At 58.5% G+C, this 19,969-nt stretch carries 15 protein-coding genes, 1 tRNA gene and 1 pseudogene; 8 read left to right on the plus strand and 9 right to left on the minus strand.

Translation table 11 applies throughout. From position 1 onward, the window contains the following. Window positions 1–15: 15 nt before the first annotated feature. A complete protein-coding gene (locus LG290_RS05090; RefSeq protein WP_499837034.1) occupies window positions 16–171 on the minus strand; it encodes a DUF6763 family protein in 156 nt (51 codons plus the stop codon). Window positions 172–255: 84 nt separating this feature from the next. Here LG290_RS05090 and LG290_RS05095 point away from each other — a divergent pair, with 84 nt between their 5' ends. Further along, entirely contained in the window at window positions 256–1,539 is a 1,284-nt protein-coding gene (locus LG290_RS05095; RefSeq protein ID WP_499836500.1) for an ATP-grasp domain-containing protein, read from the plus strand. 14 nt (window positions 1,540–1,553) lie between these two features. After that, window positions 1,554–3,575, plus strand: a complete 2,022-nt coding sequence (locus LG290_RS05100) for a CocE/NonD family hydrolase (RefSeq protein ID WP_499836501.1) — start codon at window positions 1,554–1,556, stop codon at window positions 3,573–3,575. An 18-nt stretch (window positions 3,576–3,593) separates the two neighbouring features. Here LG290_RS05100 and LG290_RS05105 read toward each other — a convergent pair whose 3' ends face one another. From LG290_RS05105 to LG290_RS05120, 4 genes and pseudogenes are all read right to left on the minus strand, one after another. Next, window positions 3,594–3,797 (minus strand): hypothetical protein, encoded by a 204-nt coding sequence (locus tag LG290_RS05105; protein ID WP_499836502.1) that lies wholly within the window; start codon window positions 3,795–3,797, stop codon window positions 3,594–3,596. Window positions 3,798–4,150: 353 nt separating this feature from the next. Beyond that, window positions 4,151–4,849, minus strand: coding sequence for an IS200/IS605 family accessory protein TnpB-related protein (locus LG290_RS05110; protein WP_499836503.1), 699 nt, complete (start codon window positions 4,847–4,849; stop codon window positions 4,151–4,153). A gap of 233 nt (window positions 4,850–5,082) precedes the next feature. Continuing rightward, window positions 5,083–5,313 (minus strand): annotated as a pseudogene (locus LG290_RS05115) (IS200/IS605 family accessory protein TnpB-related protein); the annotation flags it as partial. Further along, window positions 5,310–5,486, minus strand: a complete 177-nt coding sequence (locus tag LG290_RS05120) for a hypothetical protein (RefSeq protein ID WP_499836504.1) — start codon at window positions 5,484–5,486, stop codon at window positions 5,310–5,312. The pseudogene LG290_RS05115 and the gene LG290_RS05120, both read right to left, overlap by 4 nt. Window positions 5,487–5,779: 293 nt before the next feature. On the opposite strand from LG290_RS05120, the gene LG290_RS05125 reads away from it, so the two are divergent. Both LG290_RS05125 and LG290_RS05130 read left to right on the plus strand, forming a co-directional pair. After that, window positions 5,780–6,727, plus strand: a complete 948-nt coding sequence (locus tag LG290_RS05125) for an AEC family transporter (RefSeq protein WP_499836505.1) — start codon at window positions 5,780–5,782, stop codon at window positions 6,725–6,727. A 51-nt stretch (window positions 6,728–6,778) separates the two neighbouring features. Then, window positions 6,779–6,855, plus strand: a tRNA-Arg gene (locus LG290_RS05130). A 157-nt stretch (window positions 6,856–7,012) separates the two neighbouring features. Here LG290_RS05130 and LG290_RS05135 read toward each other — a convergent pair. Further along, window positions 7,013–7,690: an IclR family transcriptional regulator gene (locus tag LG290_RS05135; RefSeq protein WP_499836506.1), complete on the minus strand. Its 678-nt coding sequence runs from the start codon at window positions 7,688–7,690 to the stop codon at window positions 7,013–7,015. Between the two features lie 200 nt (window positions 7,691–7,890). Between LG290_RS05135 and LG290_RS05140 the strand changes: the two genes are divergently transcribed. Then, window positions 7,891–10,254 (plus strand): cytochrome P450/oxidoreductase, encoded by a 2,364-nt coding sequence (locus tag LG290_RS05140; protein WP_499836507.1) that lies wholly within the window; start codon window positions 7,891–7,893, stop codon window positions 10,252–10,254. A gap of 68 nt (window positions 10,255–10,322) precedes the next feature. After that, window positions 10,323–11,384, plus strand: coding sequence for a TRAP transporter substrate-binding protein (locus LG290_RS05145; protein WP_499836508.1), 1,062 nt, complete (start codon window positions 10,323–10,325; stop codon window positions 11,382–11,384). Window positions 11,385–11,487: 103 nt separating this feature from the next. Here LG290_RS05145 and iadA read toward each other — a convergent pair whose 3' ends face one another. The 3 genes from iadA to LG290_RS05160 are packed head-to-tail and all read right to left on the minus strand — an operon-like array spanning window position 11,488 to window position 16,144. Then, window positions 11,488–12,660: a beta-aspartyl-peptidase gene (gene iadA / locus LG290_RS05150; protein WP_499836509.1), complete on the minus strand. Its 1,173-nt coding sequence runs from the start codon at window positions 12,658–12,660 to the stop codon at window positions 11,488–11,490. Beyond that, window positions 12,657–15,299, minus strand: coding sequence for a cyanophycin synthetase (gene cphA, locus LG290_RS05155; RefSeq protein ID WP_160417151.1), 2,643 nt, complete (start codon window positions 15,297–15,299; stop codon window positions 12,657–12,659). The genes iadA and cphA overlap by 4 nt, the downstream gene beginning before the upstream one ends. Continuing rightward, entirely contained in the window at window positions 15,296–16,144 is an 849-nt protein-coding gene (locus LG290_RS05160) for a cyanophycinase (RefSeq protein ID WP_160417150.1), read from the minus strand. The genes cphA and LG290_RS05160 overlap by 4 nt, the downstream gene beginning before the upstream one ends. 351 nt (window positions 16,145–16,495) lie before the next feature. Between LG290_RS05160 and LG290_RS05165 the strand changes: the two genes are divergently transcribed. Together LG290_RS05165 and LG290_RS05170 are read left to right on the plus strand one after the other, a co-directional pair. After that, the gene (locus LG290_RS05165; protein ID WP_160417149.1) at window positions 16,496–17,797 is read left to right on the plus strand and encodes an ATP-grasp domain-containing protein; all 1,302 of its coding nucleotides are present in this window, start codon (window positions 16,496–16,498) and stop codon (window positions 17,795–17,797) included. A gap of 60 nt (window positions 17,798–17,857) precedes the next feature. Then, a complete protein-coding gene (locus LG290_RS05170; protein ID WP_499836510.1) occupies window positions 17,858–19,900 on the plus strand; it encodes a CocE/NonD family hydrolase in 2,043 nt (680 codons plus the stop codon). Window positions 19,901–19,969 lie beyond the last annotated feature (69 nt).

Here is a 19,969-nt window from a genome sequence, read left to right on the forward strand (position 1 = left end):
AAAGGCTAGACCGGTTCACTGTTTCGTCAAGTTTGCTCGCGCTTCGCTATCCTGTTCGGTCTGGGCCGCGCCGCGCTCACCATCGAAAAGTTGTATTTCGACAGTATCGGCTTCTGAATTGACGGCAATGACGTGGAATCGTTGGCCTTTGCCCTGCTTTGAATAGAACAGCGAAGCCGTCTACTTTTAAAATACAAGATAAGTGGAAATATAAGCGGAAAGACTATCTGAACTTGTCGGCAGTATGGAGGCAACATGACTTGGAATGTTTTCGTAGTGGGATATGACGACTTGGGCAAGGAATTATTGCCCAAGCTGCGCCATGTGGAGGACTACCATTTCCGTGGTCTATTGCCACTGGATGAAGTGGCACATGCCGCCGAATATGATTTCGATCAGCTGGTAGCAGATGCCAGGCGGGAGCTGGAAGATTTTTCCGGCGTGGTGGATGCCATCGTGGGTTACTGGGATTTCCCTACCAGCGCCTTACTCCCGGTACTCCGAGAGAACTTGGGACTACCGGGACCCTCGCTGGAGGCAGTGTTAAAATGCGAGCATAAGTATTGGAGTCGTCTTGAGCAGTCCAGGGCTGTGCCGGACTGCGTGCCGCCGTTTCAGGCGGTCGACCCCTTCGATGAAAATGCTGTCGATACCATCGAGATTGACTATCCGTTCTGGATAAAGCCCGTGAAGGCGCACTCGTCATACCTCGGCTTTCTGATCGAAAATGCCGAGCAGCTTGAATCCGTGCTGCCCACCATCCGCAAGGGAATTGGTAACTTCGGAAAGCCGTTGAATCAGGTGATGAAATATCTCGACTTGCCCGATGACATCGCGCCGGTGACAGGGAATCAATGTATCGCCGAGGGGATTATCTCCGCTGGCTGGCAATGCACCTTGGAAGGGTTCGTGCAAAATGGCGAGATCCAGGTGACCGGAATGATTGATTCTGTGCGGAAGGGTCATCGCTCGGTGTTGCTGCGTTACGAGTATCCCTCTGCGCTTCCCGATGACGTCCAGCAACGGATCATCGACTATGCCCGGCGGGTGATGACCCAGATTGGTTACGATAACGCCCCCTTCAATATTGAATTCTACCATGACCAAGAGAATGACAAACTCTGGCTCCTGGAGATCAATTCGCGTTTATCACGCTCGCATGCGGCGATCTTCCAGTTGGTGGATGGTGCACCGCATTTTCAGGTGATGGTTGATCTGGGAGTGGGCATAACGCCGCGGATGCCTCGAGGTGAAGGCCGCTACCCGTTGGCAGCTAAGCAGATGCTGCGGGTTTTCGAGGATGGCATCGTGCGTCGCGTCCCCTCGGAAGAGGAAATCCAACGGGTCAAGCAAGCATTTCCGGGCACGATTTTCTATCTTAATGTACGCGAAGGCGTGCGCCTGTCGGAGCTTTTTCACCAGGATTCTTATTCTTATGAGCTTGGCGTGCTGTTTATCGGCGCCGAGAATCGAGACGACCTGGAAGAGCGGATTGAACAGTGTCGCGATATGTTGACGTTTGATATCGAGCCGTTATAGCAGGAGAAAGCTCAATGAAAGAGGTAACTGACTTTCCCCGTCGCGTTGAGTGCCGTGACCCGGTATGGATTCCCATGAGTGACGGGGTCCAACTCAATGCGCGCCTGTGGCTACCGGAAGATGCCGATGAGCGGCCGGTGCCTGCGATTCTCGAGTATATTCCTTATCGTCTGCGCGATGGGTCCGCGCGACGAGACGCCATGCACCACCATTATTTTGCTGGGCATGGCTATGCCTCGATTCGCGTCGACTTACGGGGCAGCGGTGATTCCGGTGGTTTGCTGAAAGACGAATACCTCGAGCAGGAGCTGCTCGACGGGGAGGAAATTCTGCGCTGGCTGGAAAATCAGCCTTGGTGCACCGGTCGTGTCGGAATGATCGGGATTTCCTGGGGTGGGTTCAATGGCTTGCAGCTTGCCGCCCGGCAGCCTTCCGCACTCAAGGCGGTAGTCAGTATCTGTTCTACCGATGATCGTTATGCCGATGATGTGCATTACATGGGGGGCTGTCTGCTGGGAGATAACCTTTCCTGGGCCTCCACCATGTTCGCTTATAATTCATTGCCTCCCGACCCCTCGGTGGTCGGAGATGCCTGGCGTGAAATGTGGCATGAGCGCCTGGAGGGCAATGACCCCTGGTTGATCACCTGGCTCAAACACCCTCACCGCGACGCTTACTGGAAACATGGTTCCATTTGCGAAGACTTTTCGAAAGTGAAAGTGCCCGTGCTGGCTGTCAGTGGATGGGCGGACGGCTATTCGAATGCCGTCAAGCGGCTGGTAGAGAACCTGCCCGAATTATGTAAAGGACTGATTGGCCCATGGAGCCACAAGTATCCGCATCTGGGCGAGCCTGGCCCGGCCATCGGCTTTTTGCAGGAATGCCTGCGCTGGTGGGATCAATGGCTCAAGGATGAAGAAACCGGGGTCAAGGAGGATCCGGCGGTCAGGGTCTGGATGCAGGACAGCATGCCACCCACCACCAGTTACGGCCACCGCCCTGGTCGCTGGGTGATGGAGCCGAGCTGGCCTTGTCCTGAGATTACCACTTGGTATTTGCCATTGGCACAAAGAGCATTGTCCATTGACGGCACTCGAACGGATGAAGAAACGGCGCTGACCGTACAGTCGCCGTTGAGCTGTGGACTTTTCGCTGGTAAGTGGTGCTCTTATGCGGCAGGGCCTGATTTGGCCCATGACCAGCGTGAAGAAGACGGGGGAGCCTTGACTTTCGATAGCCCGCCACTGGAGCAGACGCTGGAGCTCATGGGTGCGCCGGTGTTTGAACTGGCATTTTCGGTGGATCGGCCGGTGGCTATGGTGGCGGTGCGCCTTTCCAATGTCGCGCCTGATGATAAGGCCACGCGAGTCACCTACGGCTTGCTCAACCTGACTCACCGAGAAAGCCATGAAACACCCACGCCACTTGAGCCTGGCCGTCGTTATACTGTGCGGGTCAAGCTCAATGACGTGGCTCAGGTATTCCCTCGCGGCCATCGGCTGCGTCTATCGATTTCTACCTCCTATTGGCCGCTTGCTTGGCCACCCCCCGAGCACGTTCGTCTTTCGGTAATAGAGCGCGATAGCACCCTGGAATTACCGGTGCGAATGCCACGGGCGGAGGATAAGCAGCTGGCCTTTGAAGAAGCCGAAGCCGCTCCCACGATTCAGGCGAAGCGTCTCGAGCCCGACCATCATAATTGGTATATGCATCGTGACTTGGCCGAGGATTCCTCTACGCTTGAAGTGATCAATGACAATGGGGTCATCCGTCTGGAAGACTCGGGTCTTGAAGTGCAGACCAAAGCAGTGGAGTGCTACCGTTCGAAAGACGACGACTTCGACAGTGTGGTAGGGGAGGCACGTTGGGATCGTTCATTAAAGCGCGGTGACTGGGAGGTTAGAACCGTCACCCGGACGATACTCACCTCGAACTCGAAGGAGTTTATAGTGCATGCCACGCTGGATGCCTACGAGGGAGAGCAGCGTGTCTATTCTCAAAACTGGGATGTCAGCATACCGCGCAAGCTGGTCTAGGTAATGCCCGGCTCATCATTAATGTTCGGCTTGCAGCGTGGCGGATTCGAGGATTTCCAGGGATAACAAGTGGGGAGGAAGTAAGCCACGTTCAAGATGTTGCCAGCGAATCAAGGCGTCAGGGTCAGCACTGTCTTGCGGATAATGAGTGATATTGCTACTCGTGGTGACTTTCAGCCGCTGGCCTTCGATGGTGAAGGGCAGGCTGATAGCGTCCGCCAAGCCGCCACGCTTTAACCCAGTCGCGGGCTGTTATCCAGTGATATATCGCGGGTAACTGGTCAAGTTTGATGATGGCTTCACTACAGCAAGCCTCAAACTCTGGGATGGCAACGAGTGGCTATGGCACGACGTCGCCATCAAGGCGGTGCGCCAGCGCCATCTTCTTGGCACGGTGAAATCTCCCACGCTGGTTATCAACCGCCGCTGTCATCTTGCGGTGCAGATAAACACGCCGCATGATTCGTGGGTGCATTCACTTGGTAGGTATCGCTGAAAGCTTGCTGGTGGTCGATGACTTGATTGAACCCTCCGCCGATTCATTCACAGAATAGAGTCGCGGATTCTAATCCCTCTCACGCGCTCTGTTGCCAGAGCGTGGAGAGGGTTACCGGGGTTCTCGGTGCGTGGGTCGACGTCTGCGACCTCACACGGGCGGTCTGCTTGCGCTGACCGCCCTGGAAGTAGACATGGCCGCGAGCGGCGATGTTATAGGCGGCATTAAGATCGGCGTGATACCGCTTGCCGCTTGAAAACGTGCATTGACTGTAATTGGCAACGTCTCGTTTCACTGGCCCCGAGCCATCAAACGCTTGCCGCGACGTGCCACGCGCATACACGCGCACACGCTTTAGGCCGACTTCTTCTGCCTTGCTGTCGATACGATTAACCAGTTGGCGGTGAAACCAGCGGTGAAAGCGCGCTTTCATCGGCGTGCGCTTTTTGCCTGCTTTCGGGCGCCAGCCTTTGAGGTCTTCGACGGCCATGGCTTGGCAGTCATGATTGAGCGCCAGGTTCACCAGCTGTCGACTGATCTGATGGGCTTGGTTATCAGCCAGGTAAGTTAAACGCTGGTGATCCTGACGGCAAAAGCCCACCGGCAAACGGCACCCGTGGCGGGTGTGTTTGCGCGCAGCACGACGGATGCGTTGCATGAGCCGATACTCACGGTCTTTATCCGTGCGCGAGATAAACCCGCGTGCATGGACAGTGCCTTGAGCATCGACCACGGCCCAGGTGGCCGCCGTGTTGATACCGACATCGACCGCCAGCACCCGATTAGGCGTGCCTTTGGTGGGCGTCGGTGGGTTTTGAACTGTTCGGGTAACGAGAGCTGCCAGTGGCGACCGTTATAGGTCAGCAGCGGTGATTTCGCTTGGCCCTTGCCGCGAAAGCGGCATTGGCCCTTGAGCTGAAAGCCCATCCAGATCCAGTCGTTCTGCCAACGCACCTTAATGAAGGCATGCGTGGCCTCAGCATTCACTTTGGCGCACTGGCTGCCGTAAAGGCTGGGGAACGTATGGGTGCGGGTGGTCAGGCGTGGCGGCTTCGCGTGGGAGTGCTTGCGCTTACCGCATCGCCACTGATCGAATCGAGTGCCAAATGAACGCACTTGGCCCACGGCATCCATAATAGCCACGCGGCGAAGGTACGAAGGGAATTTGTAGTAACGTTTGGCGAAATAGGGATAGCGTACTTGCGGCCGCTGGCGGGTCGGATGAATAAGCCCTTCGATCACCTTAACGACGTCATTGCCTTTGCCAGCCCCCCCACCATCGGCCAGTGGGTATAGGCCACGGTCATCAGATCGCGCACCAGCCGTCGATACAGCCTTAGCGTATCCGCCAACGCCTGCTGCTGATCGGCATTAATGACCTGAAGAGTGAGGGTGTCAGAACGAATGATGGCCATCGGATAACTATATATCCATACAGCACTAAGAGCAAGCAAGGCTAACGCCTTGCTCTGCCTTAACTGACGCTTCATTCAGAGAATCGAATCGCAGAATGTGGCAGGATTTTGTTCAATGCCTGTAATCGCTGGGGCTCATTGGATGAAAAGATGCCGGGAGCATACGAAGCCTGTGCAGTAGCGTGCATGTTTTTGCCTACTTTCCATTAAGTTGCAGGTACTGTCTAGCCTGTCGACAAAACTGAGCGAACGGTGGAGTATGGCATTTTGCTTACTTGCGCGAGAGCTTATTGATGAGCCTGGTCGAACTTTTTTCTCGTACTTTGGATATCACTCTACCGGTATTTGCCATGGTGTTTATCGGGCTGGGGCTTAAAAAATTAGGTTGGATTGATGGCGCCTTTGTGTCCACCGCTTCGACCTTGGTATTCAAGGGAACATTGCCGGTACTGATTTTCCTCAGCCTGATAAAGGCGGACCTTCAGGTGGCTCTGGATGTGAAGCTGTTGCTGTTCTTTGCTTTTGCCACGCTAGGCCAGTTCCTGCTGAGTTGGGGTTGGGCGCATTATCGAGTGCCCGCGGCTGACAGAGGCGTCTATGTGCAAGGCGCATTTCGTGGAAATTGCGGCGTGGTGGGGCTGGCGCTAGCGGCGGGCATGTATGGCAACTATGGGCTTTCGACAGGTAGCTTGCTCTTGGGAGTGGTGATTTTGATGTATAACATTCTCTCGGTAATCGTGCTTTCCAATTACCAGCCTGAGCAGTCCACGAATTGGCGCAGCCTGTCATATAGCCTGGTGAAAAATCCCTTGATTCTGGCAGTGCTGGTGGCGCTTCCCTTTACCGCCTGGGAAATTCCATTGCCTAGTTGGCTGATGACCTCCGGCGATTATTTTGCTTCCCTGACGCTACCGCTGGCACTGATTTGTATCGGTGCCACGCTCTCGGTTAGAGAGGTGCGCAAAGGCCAGGCAGTGGCGTTCAGCGCCGCCAGCATGAAAATGCTGGTGCTGCCGATAGTGGCCACCATCGCCGCCCGGCTGTATGGCTTTTCGGGGCGCGAGTTAGGGCTGTTGTTCCTGTTCTTTGCCAGCCCGACGGCAGCGGCAAGCTTCGTGATGGTGAAAGCGATGGGGGGCAATTCAGCGCTTGCGGCCAACATCATTGCGCTCACCACCTTGATGGCCAGTCTCACGGTTACCTTGGGGATTTTCGGATTGAGCCTGCTTGGCTGGATCTAAGGCAGTGGTTGGCCTGGAGAGGGCAAGAAGTTATACTACCCGCCCGCCTAAGTCCCTGTAGCTCAGTAGGATAGAGCAGCCGCCTCCTAAGCGGCAGGTCGCAGGTTCGACTCCTGCCAGGGACGCCAGAATTACATAGCGAGGAAAACCGGAAAATTTTCCCGCGATTCCGCTTAGATAAAGAAAGGTGAGTGTCAGAGCTCAGACTGCGACCTCTCGCCTCCATCCGTGGCGATGATCCGTTGATCGCTACAAAACTCAAGATTTTCCACCTGTCGCTTTTGCCTATTGCCCAATCAGTTCGACCAGCTGTCTGGCGGAGGCCTTCACCTCTCGGATCGCCCTCTCGGTATCCAGATCATCCATCGCCACCACCCCGACGCAGGCTTCGATCCCAGCGCGCAGACGAGCGGTGGCGATGGGGCTGGCTACTCCCACGGCTCCGCGCTGTAATTGTCCGCGGGTGAGGCTGTAGCCTTCGGCGCGGGCCTGGCATACCTCGGGACTGTCATCATCCTGCGGGATTCTCCCAGCCAGGATCGCAATGCCAGCTGCGCCTTGGGTCAGCGGATGGCGGCTGCCGACTCGATAGCTCACCCGCAGCATCCCCTCGTCGGGCTCGGCGACCAGCGTCACTACGCACTCCTCTCCTTGGGCGATGGAGACGAAGGCGGTGGCACGAGTCGCTTTGGCCAGTGTTTTCAATAACGGCTGCGCCACGGCGTGCAGCTGCGGTTCGAAGCGTGAGGCGAGCAGGGTGATGCCGGCGCCTAGCCGCACAGGGCCCTCGGGGGTGCGGGTGAGCAGGGCGTGTGCCTCGAGGGTGGTGACGATGCGGTAGGCAATAGCCCGGTGCACTCCCAGCTGCTCGGCGAGCCCGGCGATGGTGATGCCCTCTTTATGCTCGGAGACGATTTCCAGGGCGAGCAGGCCGCGATCCAGGGTTTGCAGGGTGGAAGACATCGGTGGTGCACCTCGTACTGGCGTAAGAACGTGGATGGTTAGTGGTCGGCAAGCATGGCGCAGTGCATACGGCCGCAGGCATGTATTGACGACGCAGGTGACTTCGCCTATTTTGCCTATGTGCGCTAAAAGATTTTAAGTGTGCGATAAAAGTAACAAGAAAAAAAGCCCTGGCAAGCAGACTGTCCCTTGGAGCCATCATGACGATACCCTCCCATCAACCCGAGACCATGGCAGAAGGCTGCCCTTTTCATCCGCCGGGTCATGCCGACGACCAGGCGACGATGAAGTCGCCTACCGGCTGCCCGGTCTCGCCCGAGGCGGCCGCCTTCGACCCCTTCGGCGCGTCCTACCAGCTCGACCCCGCCGAGGCGCTGCGCTGGTCCCGTGAGCAGGAGCCGGTGTTCTTCAGCCCCAAGCTTGGCTATTGGGTCGTGAGCCGCTTTGATGACGTGAAGGCGGTATTTCGCGACAACATTACCTTCTCGCCATCCATCGCGTTGGAGAAGCTCACTCCGGCACCGCCCGAGGCAACGAAAATCCTCGAGAGCTACGGTTTCGCAATGCGCCGCACCATGGTCAACGAGGATGAACCGGACCACATGGAACGCCGCCGCCTGCTGATGGATGCCTTCCTGCCCGAGAATCTCGAACAGCACGAGGCATGGGTACGTGAGTTGGTGCGTGACTATATGGATCGCTTCATCGATAAGGGACGTGCGGATCTGGTGGGTGAGATGTTTCGGGAAATTCCCATGACCGTCGCACTGCGCTTCCTTGGTGTACCCCATGAAGACGCCAAGGAGCTTCGCAAGTTCTCTGTCGCTCATACGCTTAATACCTGGGGCCGCCCCTCTCCGGAGCAGCAGCTTCAGATTGCCGAGGATGTCGGCCGGTTCTGGAAGACGGCTCAGGATATCCTCGACCGCATGTATGCCGAGCCTACCGGCGAGGGTTGGATGTACGATTCGATCCGCATGCACAAGGTGCATCCCGCCATCGTCCCGGAGAGCTACCTGCGCTCGATGATGATGGCGATCCTGGTGGCTGCGCATGAAACTACCGCCTTCGCCACCACCAATGCCTTTCGTACCTTGCTATCGAACCGTGAATCCTGGAACGATATCTGTGAGAATTCCGCGCTGATTCCCAGCGCGATCGAGGAGTGTCTGCGTGTTGCCGGCTCGGTCGTGGCCTGGCGTCGTATCGCTACCGACGACACTATCGTGGGTGGAGAGAAAATTCCGAAGGGTGGCAAACTTCTGATTGTGCAGGCGTCGGCCAACCGGGATCAGAGCCACTTCGAGAATCCCGACGACTTCGATATCTACCGCCATAACGCAGCGGAGCACTTGACTTTCGGCTACGGTGCGCACCAATGCATGGGCAAGAACATTGCCCGGATGGAGATGCGTGTCATCCTCGATGAATTTGTCCGCCGTCTACCGCATGTGCATCTGGTCGAGGATCAGACATTCGAGTATCTGCCCAATACTTCGTTTCGTGGACCCACGTCGCTGTGGGTGGAATGGGAGCCGGCACAGAATCCTGAGCGGCGCACCCGCTCGGTGCTGGAGAACCCCACGCACTTCCACATTGGTGCGCCTATCAAGGATGACATCCTGCGCCGGGTCGTGGTCACCGAGGTGGAACGCGAGGCCGAGGCGGTAATCCGCATTGATCTGGTCGATCCACATGGACGTGATCTGCCCGACTGGTCCCCCGGCTCGCATATCGAGCTGGTCTCCGACGAATGGCGCCGTTACTACTCGCTGTGCGGGTCACGCGGGGATCGTAGCCGCCTGTCCTTCGCTATCCTGCGCGAGCCCGAGGGGCGCGGCGGCTCGGTACATTTCCACGATACGGTCAAGCCGGGTGATGTGCTGCATATTGCCGGTCCCAAGAACCGCTTCCATCTGGACGAGACGGCAACGCGCTATACCCTGATTGCCGGTGGTATTGGTATTACGCCGATCCTTGCCATGGCCGATCGACTCAAGGCGCTCGGCAAGCCCTATACGCTTCACTACTGCGGCGCCGGGCGGCGAACCATGGCCTTTCTTGATAGGGTCGAGCGTGACCACGGCGCAGCGCTGACTGTCCATGCGGGTGATGAAGGCTGTCGACTCGATCTGCCAAGGGTACTGGGCGGGCTATCCGAGGGTGAGCAGGTCTACTCCTGCGGCCCGGAGCGCATGCTGGAGGCGCTTGAGTCGCTGGCGGTGAATTGGCCCGAGGGGACGTTGCATGTTGAGCATTTCACCGCCCGCTCCAGCATCCTTGATCCCGCGAACGAACATGCCTTCGAAGCGGTGCTTGCGGACTCCGACCTGACGGTACAGGTCGGCAACGATCAGACCCTGCTCGAGGCGCTAACGGCGGCCGGCGTGGATGTGCCTAGCGACTGCTGCGAAGGCCTGTGTGGTACCTGCGAAGTGGCTGTGGTCGAGGGCCACATCGATCACCGTGACCTGGTGCTCAGCCGTACCGAGCGCGACGCCAATGACCGTATGATGGCCTGCTGTTCGCGCGCCAAGGACAAGCGCCTGGTGCTCTCTCTCTAATACCGACAATAATCAAAACGCCCCGAGGCGTACGCCAAACCTGAAGTGAATAACAAAGGAAATCAACAATGAAAAAATTGGCAACACTGACGACATTCTCCGCCCTGATGACCCTAGGGGCCTTCCAAGGCGCCACCGCCGCCACCGAGCTGCAGGTCAGCACCTGGGCGGGGCCTAATCACGGCGTCAATACCATCGTCTGGCCGACTTGGGGCAGTTGGGTGGAGGAGGCTACCGAGGGTCGCGTCACCGTCAACGTGATCCACGACCTGGGTCCGCCCGATGCCCAAATGGAGCTGGTGGCCGACGGGGTGGCCGACGCCACTTGGCTGTTCCACGGTCTAATGCCGGGACGCTTCGAGCTGACCAAACTGCCCGAGCTGCCCACCTTCGAGGACTTCTCCTCCGAGGACGCCTCGGTAGCCTACTGGCGCACCCATAACGATTACCTGGCCGAGGCCGGTGAGCACCGCGGCGTCGAGGTAATTGGTCTCGGGGTGCACGGACCCGGCGCGCTCTACCTCGACGAATCGATCGACAGCCTCGATGATCTTGACGGCAAGCGCGTGCGCATCGGCGGCGGGACCATGGCCGACATCTCCAACGCACTCGATCTCACCGGTGTGGCGCTGCCTCCGGCAGGCACTTACGAGGCCGCCACACAGGGCGTCATTGACGGCGCCATGCTGACGCTAGAAGGGCTCAAGAGCTTCCGCCTGGCCGAAGTGCTGCCCTACACCGTGCAGATGCCCGGTGGCTTCTACCGTGGCAGCTTCTCGCTGGTGATCAACCCCGATACTTGGGCGTCGCTCTCCGAAGAGGATCGTAAAGCCATCGAAGAGGTCTCGGGCGAGCGGCTTTCCCGCCTGTTCGGCTACATGATGGATGTGGTGGACGAGCGCGGCGTCGAGTTCGCCGAGGAGCAGGGCAACACCTTTATCGAGCTGCCTGACGAAGAAGTGGAACGCTTCCAGCAGATGGTGGCGGACCTGCCGGAGCAGTGGGAAGCCGAGGCCGGTGAGCGCGGTGTTGACGGTGAGGCCGCCCGCGCTTTCTTCCTCGAACAGCTCGAGGTGGTGGGCAATGAAGAAGGCATGAGTGAAGACGACTTGGTCGATCAGAGCACCTAAAGCTCTGCATCGCGCCATACATAATGGGCCTGACGCGAGCACGGTACCGCCGTGCTCGCTGTCGTTACGCTTGCTAGGTCGTCATAAGGGTGAATGTCTTGAGTTATTCTGTGCGACTCACGTCATAGATACATTTTCCCGCCACAAACGTCTGCTGCGGCTGTAGTTCACGGTCGAGTAGCGTCACATCGGCCTCGAAGCCGATAGCTAAACGTCCCTTGCTGGCGTGTAAACCGAGTACCCGGGCCACGTTGGTGGAAATCAGACCCAAGGCCGATTCGAGAGGTAGTACACCTTCACGAACGAGACGTTGCCAATCCGCAATCAAGGTCGTATTTTTGGCTACCTTCATTCCCAGGTACGCCCCATCGGCATCGAATTCAGGCAAACTGCCATTGCAATCGGAGCTCATGGTGATGCGCTCCGGGGCTACGCCGCGCTCCAATAGCCGAGACACCGCGTCGAAACCGGAGAGGCCGTCGCCAGCATCTTCAAAGGCGGTAACATCGACACTGGCGTTGAACGCCAAGGCATAGTCGGCGGCTTCCTCGAGCAAGGCAGGGTGGCGATTCACATGGGTGGGAATCACCTGATCGGCGGGAATCTCGGTCTCGGATAGCAATCTGCGCAGCGGCTCCAGTCCTCGCTTTCCGTCACCGATATGGAAATGACAGATACCTCGCTTGCCGGCCAGCATGGCACCGATGCGTGTATCACTGACGAGCCGTTCGATTTCATCCTGACGTGGCTGGCTCGAACGATGGTCCGAGATGGCGATTTCGCCCAGGCCGATGACTTCAGGAATCCAGGCCAGATCGCGCTGAATGTCGCCGGTCAGGGTGGGAGGTGGAACACGATACGCACCGGTATACATGAAGGCCGAGATGCCTTCGGCCCCCAGCCCCCGTACCTTGGCCAGCAGATCTGCCGGGGAGCGGCTGATGCTGTCAGTGCCAAGCACACCCACCACCGTGCCAATTCCCATCGCTGCGATTTCCCGAGCCGTAATCTCCGGGCAGCGGGTACCGCAACCGCCTTCGCCTCCGCCTCCGGTAACATGCACATGCTGGTCAATGAAGGCGGGAACGGCGATAAGGTCGCGGGCCTCCACCACACGTATAGGCCAGTCCTTGGGAATACTGAAGTCGTTTCCCAAGGCGATGATTTTTCCTCCCGCCATGAGGATATCGGTTGCCTCGAGCCGTTCGGGCGAAAAGACGCCGCCGACACGCAGCAGGGTCATGAGCCCGGGACTACACGCATTGCGGGATGTCATGGTCGGTCACCTGCATCGCTACCCGGCGCCGGTGTATCCGGCAGGAACCGGCGTCCACGCAGGCGTTCGGTGGCGCTATCGATGTCATCGATCAGCAGTACCAGCAGATCGCCTTCCCTGGCCTCATTGAACGCTCTGTCGACGGCGTGATGTTCTTTCATGACCACCTCGACTCGGCAGGTGCCGGATCCTGACTGCGCCCCAGCGCGCAGCAGGTTGACGGTTTCACCGGCGGGGCGGCCTCGCGGGTCGGTTTCATACAGAACGACAATGTCATGCATGCTGGCAAGCTGAGCGCCCAGGCTATACAGATCCTCGTCACGCCGGTTGCCCGGGGCGCTGGCCACGCAAATACGCCGCTGCGCGGGGATACGGCTCACGAGTTCGCTCAAGGCTTTAAGCGCCGGCACGTTATGGCCGTAGTCGATCAGCACTTTTATGTTGCCGGCGTCGATAAAATTGGTACGTCCCGGATTCTGCCCCGGCGTCGGGTGGAACGTCTGCAGGCCCAGCTGGATATCGGCAATGCTTAGCCCCAAGGCATAGGCCGCGGCGCTGGCGGCCAGGGCATTGGCAACATTGAAAGGGGCATGGCCTTCGAAGGTAATAGGGGCATCCACCACCGAAATGATGCTAGCTTCGACATTTCCTTGGCGCAGCACGATGCAGTCGTCATGAACCGTGAAAGCGACCCCATGGGCTTGCACATGCTGACGGACAGGCGCTGAGTCGGGATTCAGAGAAAAATAGATCACATTTCCTCTGGCCCATTCCCTGCTCGCCAGCACGCGCGGATCATCGGCATTGAGCACAGCCGTCCCTTCGGGGCTGACCGCATCGACAACTACGGTCTTGCAGCGTGCCAGCTCATCCAGGGTATGGATGTCGTTTTCCCCCAGATGATCGCTCGCAATGTTCAGCAGAACGCCGACCTGGCATTCATCGAAGCCCAAGCCGCGACGCAAGATGCCGCCTCGTGCGACTTCCAGAACGGCATACTCGACGGTGGGCTCGCGGAGCACGGTCGTGGCCGCTTGCGGCCCGCTATAATCTCCCCGCATGATGGTGTGGTTGTCGATCTCGATGGCGCCTGTGCAGGCCGTGCCGACACTGCGTCCCGCCTGGCGGAGCAAGTGCGAGATCAGGCGCACCGTGGTGGTTTTGCCATTGGTGCCGGTTACCGCAACGATGGGTATCCGCCCGTTGTCTTCGCTATCCGGAAAAAGCATCTCGATGACGTGATGACCGACATCCCGGCCCGTGCCATGGGTCGGCGAAAGATGCATCCGAAACCCCGGACCAGCGTTGACCTCGACCACCGCGGCAGACTGTTCCTCCAAGGGCATCGTCAGAGTCTCGGCGAGCAGGTCAATGCCAATGATGTCCAGTCCGACCAGGCGGGCGATGCGCTCTGCCGTGTACCTCACGTCAGGATGGACATCCTCGGTGACATCCGTCGCAGTGCCCCCGGTGCTCAGGTTCGCCGTGGACTTCAGATAGATGACCTCATCTTTCGTGATGACAGTCTCCAAGGTCAGATTCTGCTGAGCTATCAGCCGGTGCGACTGCTCGTCCAGGTGAATCTGTGTCAGCAGGTTTTCATGACCGATACCGCGGCGCGGGTCCTGATTTTCCCTGTCGATCAGTGCCTGCAGCGTCGCCTGTCCATCGCCGACCACATGTGCCGGGCGCCGCCTGGCGGCGGCGACGAGCTTGCCATCGATCACTAGCAGCCGGTGATCCTCTCCCTTGATGAACCTCTCGACGATGATCGATGAATTCTGCAGGGAGGCGATGGTAAACGCCTCCCGCAATGCCGGTTCGTCGGAGATGTCTGTGCTGATACCGCGGCCGTGATTGCCGATCAGCGGTTTTACGACAACGGGATAGCCGATATCGTGAGCGGCCTCGAGCGCTTCCTCGATCGAGTGGCAAACGCGCCCGAGCGGCACGGGAATCCCGGCCTCGCCGAGCACTTGCTTGGTCCAGTGCTTGTCATCGGCGATGCCGTGACTGATCAGGCTCGTGCGGCAAGTCACCGTCGCTTGGATGCGTTGCTGACGGCAGCCGTGCCCCAATTGGACATAACTGCTGTCCTCGTCAAGGCGGATGCAGGGAATCCCTCGGCGCACGGCGGCATCCACGATCGATGCCGTGGATGGCCCCAGCATATGCGCATCGCGCACCTGCTTGAGACGGGTGATTGCCGAGGCGATATCTATCTCGTCGCCATTGAAGAGCCGGGCGACGATATCGACGGCTTCCACGCCGGCCGCCAGACCGCAGGCCTCGTCCCGGTAACGATAGACGACGTTATAGATGCCGGTTTCGTAGGAATCGACCGTCTTGCCGTAGCCCACCGAAAAGCCGATCAGATTCTGTAGTTCGATCGCGACATGTTCTACCACATGGCCGGCCCAGGTGCCCCGCTCGAGCCGTTCCAGAAACCCGCCGGCCCGCCCCACCGAGCAGCGGTGTTCGTATAGGGTCGGCAGAAGTTCGGTGATGCGTTCTGCGATGCCGGGAACGGTATCGCTTGGCCGCTCCTCGAGCTCACCAATGTCCAGTCGCATGAAGATTGTCGGATAGCGACTATAGAAATTCGGACCGCGTAGCGCTCGATGCTCAAGAATGTTCATCGACTCTCCGCGAGAATGGCGCCAAGTTCATGAGGAACGAGATAGCGCCGGGCCTCGACATCGTAGCCTTGGCCGCTAACCAGCGCATGGAGGATCATGTGCTCGACGGACACCGGTTCACCCATGGCCAGTTCCGCGATATTGGAACTCGCCAGTTCCCGGCTATCGATGAGGATGACATGCCCCGGCCCGATGGCTTCGAGAATGCCGTGGGGATGGATGATCACGCCGGCATCCTCACCCAGGCCCACGCCTAGGTGTTCCGGGTTGCTGGCGCCAACCTCCATCAGCCGCGTAAAGCGCCCGCGCTCAAGGAAGTGGCTGTCGATGATCAGGCCTTCGATGAAATCCAAGCCAAAGGTCATGTTGACGGCGCCCTTGCGCAGGGCGTCAGCAGCGGCACCGTTATAGATCATGGTGCTTGGCATGGCCGCGGCGCCGGCACTGGTCCCAGCCACGACGGCGCCGGCCCTCAACCGCTCGCGGATGGCCTTCAGAACCGGCGAGCCGCCTAGCACATTGGTCAGGCGCAGCTGGTCACCGCCGGTGAAGAAGATGATGCCGCTCTGCTCAATCAGGTGCACCGTCTCGGCATCGGCTGCCTCCTGGCGGTCCCGGATCCCCAGCGAATGGACCTGGCTTGCGCCCAGGCGAGAGAAGGCCGCTTCGTATTCAGGCAGGATCTGGTCGGGAATGCCACTGGCCGTGGCAATGACCGCGACCTCCTGGTTACCCTCGGGGGCCAGGACGAAGACCTTCTTTAGGATTTCGAGATTGGAGGTCCTGTCCTCGGCACCGCCGATGGCGACGAGGTGGCCGGATGCCAAGAAAATTGGAGAGGCCATATTCCTTTCGTCGCCCAGCGACGCTTTTGAGGGACGCTAAATCATTACCGATACCGGCAATGTCGTATCGTATGATGCTTTAACCCGCCTCTTCACTTATAACAGCTGAAAACCGCCCTAGCCAGATTAATAATGAACCCTCGGCCTAGCTAAATCCCTCCTGTGGAATAAGTGGAGTTCCTGCTCTTTTGCGTATTTTTGCGTATTGCCCCAGCGCAGCAACGATAACCCGCTATGCTTCGATAAACGGCCTTCCCTAAGCCTTGACCGAAGGTCAGGAAGGTAAGCGCCAAACCTGCTGCGCTTAAGCGGCGAGGGCTGCGATAGCCGAGCTTGCGCCAGGAGGCGATCATGAGCGTACGGAATATTTTTGTAGTCGGGCTGGATGAATACAATCGTAAACGGCTCGAGCATTTACGTGGGGCCGAGAAGTACCGGTTCCATGGCGTGATCGAGCCAACGGAAGTCTATGATACGGAAATCTTTCCTATCGAAGAGATGCTTTCCAGAGCCGAAACCCAGTTGAAAGAATTCAGTGAGCCTATCGATGCTGTCGTTGGCTACATGGATTTTCCCGTCTCGACCATGCTGCCGCTGCTCTGCGAGCGACTGGGGACGCGTTCCACCAGTCTCGAAAGTCTGCTCAAATGCGAGCACAAGTATTGGAGTCGGCTCGTTCAGCATGAAGTGATTGCCGATTATATTCCCCGCTTTACCGCCTTTGACCCCTTTGACGCCCAGGCACTGCAGCAGATAGGGGAGGCGGGCCTGTATTTCCCCTTCTTCGTCAAACCCATCAAATCCTCAGGTTCGCGACTGGGCTTTCGCATCGAAAGCCCCGAAGACTTCGCCCATGCCGTAGCGCGGTTATGTGAAGACATCGGGACGATTTCAGAGCCTTTCAACTACGTGCTGGAGCACGCCAGCCTGCCTGACGACGTACGCTCGGTCGATGGCGGCCACTGTATGGCGGAAGAGATTATCGGCGGGTGGCAATGTACGGTCGAGGGATACGTGTTCCAAGGTGACGTCGTCCCTTATGGCATTGTCGATTCGATGCGCTATCCGCAAGTCCTTAGTTTTTTCTCTTATCGCTATCCATCCCGGCTCCCTGCCCCTATTCAGGAAAAGATGCAAGAACTGACTCGTCAAATCATGGCCCATATCGGTTACGACAATGCGGCTTTCAACATCGAGTACTTCTGGGATGAAGTGCAGGATCGCATCTGGTTGCTGGAGATCAATACCCGCATTGCACAATCGCATTGCGACCTGTTCGAAAAAGTCGATGGAATCAGTCATCAGCAAGTGACGGTGGACCTGGCGCTGGGGCAGTTGCCCGACATGCCTTACCGCCAAGGGGCATTCAAGGTCGCAGCGAAATTCTTCTATCGGGTGTTCTTCGCCGACGCCACCGTCAGCCAAGTACCGAGTGCCGAGGAGGTCGAGACACTGCAGCAAGCCTTTCCCGGCACCATGATCACGCTACAGGTCGAGGTCGGTATGCGCCTGTCATCCCTGCCTGAGCAGGACAGCTACAGTTTTGCTCTGGCTTACGTGTGGATGGGCGCAGACGACGACGTCACGCTGGAAGAGAACTATGCACGACTTGCCGAGCAGCTGCATTTCGCGTTCGAGGACATCGTCGGCTGACATGGTCTCGTCGCGGGCATGAATCATAAGAAATCCAGTGAAGAAAAAGGGAGCAGGCTCATGCATATCGTCAGCGATTTTCCCCGTGAAGTGCAGGAGGAGGAAGGCTGGATCACGCTGGCCGATGGCTGCCGGCTGGGCATACGCATCTGGCGTCCGGTGGATGCCGAAAGCGATCCGGTGCCGGCGATCCTCGAATACCTGCCTTATCGCAAGCGAGACCTGACGGCGGAGCGCGACGCTCAGACGCACACTTACTGGGCCGGCCACGGCTACGCCGGGGTGCGTGTAGACATCCGCGGCTGCGGCGAGTCGGACGGCGTGCTGACCGACGAATACTTGCAACAGGAACTCGACGATGGCGTCGAAGTCCTGCACTGGCTGGGTGAGCAACCCTGGTGTACCGGTGATGTCGGCATGATCGGCATCTCCTGGGGCGGGTTCAATGGCCTGCAGGTTGCGGCACTGCAACCGCCCGAGCTGAAGGCCGTCATCACGCTGTGCTCGACCGATGATCGCTACGCCGATGATGTCCACCACATGGGTGGCTGCCTGCTCGGCGACAACTTGTCATGGGCATCGACCATGTTCGATGGCAATACCTGCCCCCCCGACCCGCTATTGGTCGGTGAGCGCTGGCGGGACATGTGGCGTGAACGCCTTGAGGATAGTGGGCTGTGGCTGGCTACCTGGCTCCAGCATCAGCGCCGTGATGACTATTGGAAACATGGCTCGGTCTGCGAAGACTTCTCACGCATTCGCTGCCCTGTCTATGCCGTTAGCGGCTGGGCTGATGGTTACTGCAATGCCGTGTTCCGGTTGCTTGCGGGGCTCGACGTACCACGTAAGGGCCTGGTCGGCCCTTGGGCGCACATGTATCCCCACCTCGGCGTTCCGGGCCCGGCCATCGGCTTTTTGCAGGAATCGCTGCGCTGGTGGGACTATTGGTTGAAGGGTAAGGAAACGGGCATTATGGATGAGCCGATGCTGCGCGTATGGATGCAGGAATCGGTTCCGCCGTCGGCCCGCTACGAGGTACGCCCGGGACGCTGGGTTGCCGAGCCGACTTGGCCATCGCCGCGGATCGAGCCGAAGCACTTCCGCCTCACCAGTGGTCATGACCTGATGCCTGCCTTGGAGGAACCCGCGGCTTGTGTATCGGGCGATGATGTTCCTCTTGCTGTTCGCTCGCCACTATCGGTAGGACTGTTTGGCGGCAAATGGTGTTCCTACAATGCCCCGCCGGATCTGCCTCACGACCAACGCGACGAGGATGGTGGTGCGCTGATATTCCAGACGGCAAGACTCGATCAGGACATCGAGATTTGCGGACAAGCCATTGTCGAACTCGACATCGAATCAGATCAGCCGGTGGCGATGGTGGCGCTAAGGCTCAGCGACATTGCAGAAGATGACCAGGCGACCCGGATTACCTATGGCCTGCTCAACCTGACCCATCGTGACAGTGACGAATTTCCCCAGCCCCTGGAGCCCGGCAAGCGTTATCAGGTGCGTGTGCCACTTAAACACATCGCGCAGAAGTTTTCCGTCGGCAACGCCATGCGGCTCTCGCTCTCGACCAGTTACTGGCCGGTGGCCTGGCCGTCGCCAGTTCCCGTCAAGCTGACAGTGCACCCTGCCGGCTGCCGACTGATCCTGCCATGCCGCGAGCCTCGACCTCAGGAAGAAGCGGCACTGCCCCCATTTGGTCCACCCGAGGCCGCACCGCCGTTAGCGATGACTCTGATACAGCCGAGCCAGGAAGCCTGGCGAGTGATACGTGACCTGGCCAATGACCAGACCACACTCGAAGTCATCAATGACCAAGGCACCTTCCGTCTCGATGATATCAATCTCGAACTCTCGTCACGGGTCGCCGAGTGCTATACCTATGCCTACGGCAACTATGACAGCCTGAGCGGCTGGACCGAGTGGGAGCGCCGTTTCCGACGCGGCGACTGGGAAGTGCGCAGCGTGACCCGTACCTTGATGACGTCCAACGCAGCAAGCTTTCGTTTGCGTGCGACGCTGGATGCCTTTGAGGGCGATAGCCTGGTTTTTACCAAGAGTTGGGACGAGGAGATCCCGCGCGACCTTGTTTGAGCGCAGGTGTTTGAGCACAGGTATTTGAGGATAGGTGTTTGGGCGTAGATGTCGGGCTCTATTGACGTT

The organism is Halomonas sediminis, from assembly GCF_044871105.1.
In the GTDB taxonomy this organism is placed as follows: Bacteria; Pseudomonadota; Gammaproteobacteria; order Pseudomonadales; family Halomonadaceae; genus Vreelandella; species Vreelandella zhuhanensis.

Excerpts from the sequence above, each read along its gene's own strand:
- LG290_RS05135 (WP_499836506.1), bottom strand. The coding sequence starts at position 7,690 with ATGTCTTCCACCCTGCAAACCCTGGATCGCGGCCTGCTCGCCCTGGAA.
- LG290_RS05140 (WP_499836507.1), top strand. The coding sequence starts at position 7,891 with ATGACGATACCCTCCCATCAACCCGAGACCATGGCAGAAGGCTGCCCT.
- LG290_RS05100 (WP_499836501.1), top strand. The coding sequence starts at position 1,554 with ATGAAAGAGGTAACTGACTTTCCCCGTCGCGTTGAGTGCCGTGACCCG.
- LG290_RS05120 (WP_499836504.1), bottom strand. The coding sequence starts at position 5,486 with ATGGCCATCATTCGTTCTGACACCCTCACTCTTCAGGTCATTAATGCC.
- cphA (WP_160417151.1), bottom strand. The coding sequence starts at position 15,299 with ATGAACATTCTTGAGCATCGAGCGCTACGCGGTCCGAATTTCTATAGT.
- LG290_RS05145 (WP_499836508.1), top strand. The coding sequence starts at position 10,323 with ATGAAAAAATTGGCAACACTGACGACATTCTCCGCCCTGATGACCCTA.
- LG290_RS05170 (WP_499836510.1), top strand. The coding sequence starts at position 17,858 with ATGCATATCGTCAGCGATTTTCCCCGTGAAGTGCAGGAGGAGGAAGGC.
- LG290_RS05160 (WP_160417150.1), bottom strand. The coding sequence starts at position 16,144 with ATGGCCTCTCCAATTTTCTTGGCATCCGGCCACCTCGTCGCCATCGGC.
- LG290_RS05125 (WP_499836505.1), top strand. The coding sequence starts at position 5,780 with ATGAGCCTGGTCGAACTTTTTTCTCGTACTTTGGATATCACTCTACCG.
- LG290_RS05165 (WP_160417149.1), top strand. The coding sequence starts at position 16,496 with ATGAGCGTACGGAATATTTTTGTAGTCGGGCTGGATGAATACAATCGT.
- LG290_RS05095 (WP_499836500.1), top strand. The coding sequence starts at position 256 with ATGACTTGGAATGTTTTCGTAGTGGGATATGACGACTTGGGCAAGGAA.
- iadA (WP_499836509.1), bottom strand. The coding sequence starts at position 12,660 with ATGACATCCCGCAATGCGTGTAGTCCCGGGCTCATGACCCTGCTGCGT.